The organism is Kitasatospora sp. NPDC032121, from assembly GCF_055580145.1.
The window spans coordinates 1-1733 of the sequence record NZ_JBVILX010000049.1 but is presented as its reverse complement, the minus strand read 5'-3'; the positions used below and the strand labels follow the sequence as shown (position 1 = coordinate 1733).

The window sequence follows — 1733 nt, the reverse complement described above, 5'->3', positions numbered from 1 at the left end:
CGCAGCGGTGAGTGCTCGATGGCGCTGGCCGGTGGTGTGGTCGTGATGTCCACCCCGGGCACCTTCGTGGAGTTCAGCCGCCAGCGCGGCCTGGCCTCGGACGGCCGCTGCAAGGCCTTCGCGGCCGCCGCGGACGGTACGGGCTGGGGCGAGGGCGCCGGTGTGCTGCTGCTGGAGCGCCTGTCGGACGCCGAGCGCAACGGGCACCGCGTGCTGGCGGTCGTGCGTGGCTCGGCGATCAACCAGGACGGTGCGAGCAACGGCCTCACCGCCCCCAACGGCCCCGCCCAGCAGCGCGTCATCCGCGCGGCGCTGGCCGACGCCGGGCTGTCGGCCGACGAGGTCGACGCGGTCGAGGCGCACGGCACGGGCACCCGACTGGGTGACCCGATCGAGGCCCAGGCGCTGCTGGCCACCTACGGCCAGGAGCGCAGCGGGGACCCGCTGTGGCTCGGCTCCCTCAAGTCCAACATCGGCCACACCCAGGCCGCCTCCGGCGTCGGCGGCATCATCAAGATGGTCATGGCGATGCAGCACGGCGTGCTGCCGCAGACCCTCCACGTCGATGAGCCGACCCCCGAGGTCGACTGGGCCTCGGGCGCGGTCGAGCTGCTGACCGAGGCCCGGGACTGGCCGGAGCGCGGCCGTCCGCGTCGCGCGGCCGTCTCCTCCTTCGGCATGAGCGGCACCAACGCCCACACCATCATCGAGCAGGCGCCCGCGGCCTCCCCGGTCGTTCGGGAGATCGCCGACGAGGCCGGTCCGGTGGCGCCGTGGGTGCTGTCGGCGGGCAGCCCGGAGGCGCTCCGGGCGCAGGCCGGCCGACTGCTGGCCGTGCTGGACGAGGCCGGCGACCTGTCGCCCGCCGAGGTCGGCTTCTCGCTGGCCACCACGCGTGCCGCGCTGGAGCACCGGGCCGCGGTGGTCGCGGAGGACCTCGCCTCGTTCCGGGGCGGTCTGGCGGCGTTGGCCGAGGGCGGTACGGCCGCCGGGCTGATCACGGGCACGGCGGGTGCCGGGCGGACGGCGTTCCTGTTCACGGGACAGGGGAGCCAGCGCCCGGGCATGGGCCGGGCGCTGTACGACGCCTGCCCGGTGTTCGCGGACGCCTTCGACGCGGTCTGCGCACGGGCCGAACTGCCGCTGCGTGACGCCGTGTTCGGGGAGGACGCTGCGGTTCTCGCGCGCACCGAGTACACCCAGCCGGCGCTGTTCGCCGTCGAGGTGGCGCTGTTCCGGCTCTTCGAGAGCTGGGGTGTCCGTCCGGACTTCCTGGTGGGCCACTCCATCGGTGAGCTGGTGGCCGCGCACGTCGCGGGCGTCCTGTCGCTCGATGACGCCGTCGCCCTGGTGTCCGCTCGCGGCCGCCTGATGCAGGCGCTGCCCGAGGGTGGCGCGATGGTGGCGGTCAAGGCCGCCGAGGCCGACGTCCTGCCGCTGCTGACCGAGAACGTGAGCATCGCCGCCGTCAACGGCCCGACCTCCGTGGTGATTTCGGGCGATGAGTCCGAAGTGCTGGCGATCGCCGGCCAGTTCGAGAAGACCAAGCGGCTGCACGTCAGCCACGCGTTCCACTCGCCGCTGATGGACGGCATGCTGGCGGAGTTCCGGGCCGTCGCCGAGGGCCTGAGCTACGCCGCGCCGCAGATCGCGGTGGTGTCCAACGTGACCGGCGCCCTGGCCGCCGCCGAGGAGTTGTGCTCGCCCGAGTACTGGGTGCGCCACGTGCGCCA

The 1733-nt window shown here is 74.1% G+C and carries 1 protein-coding gene; it reads left to right on the top strand.

Features of this window, described 5'->3' with window-relative positions; translation table 11 throughout:
- Positions 1-1733 (top strand): type I polyketide synthase (locus ACZ5OX_RS38985; protein WP_465636941.1); only part of this gene is annotated, 1733 nt, incomplete at both ends.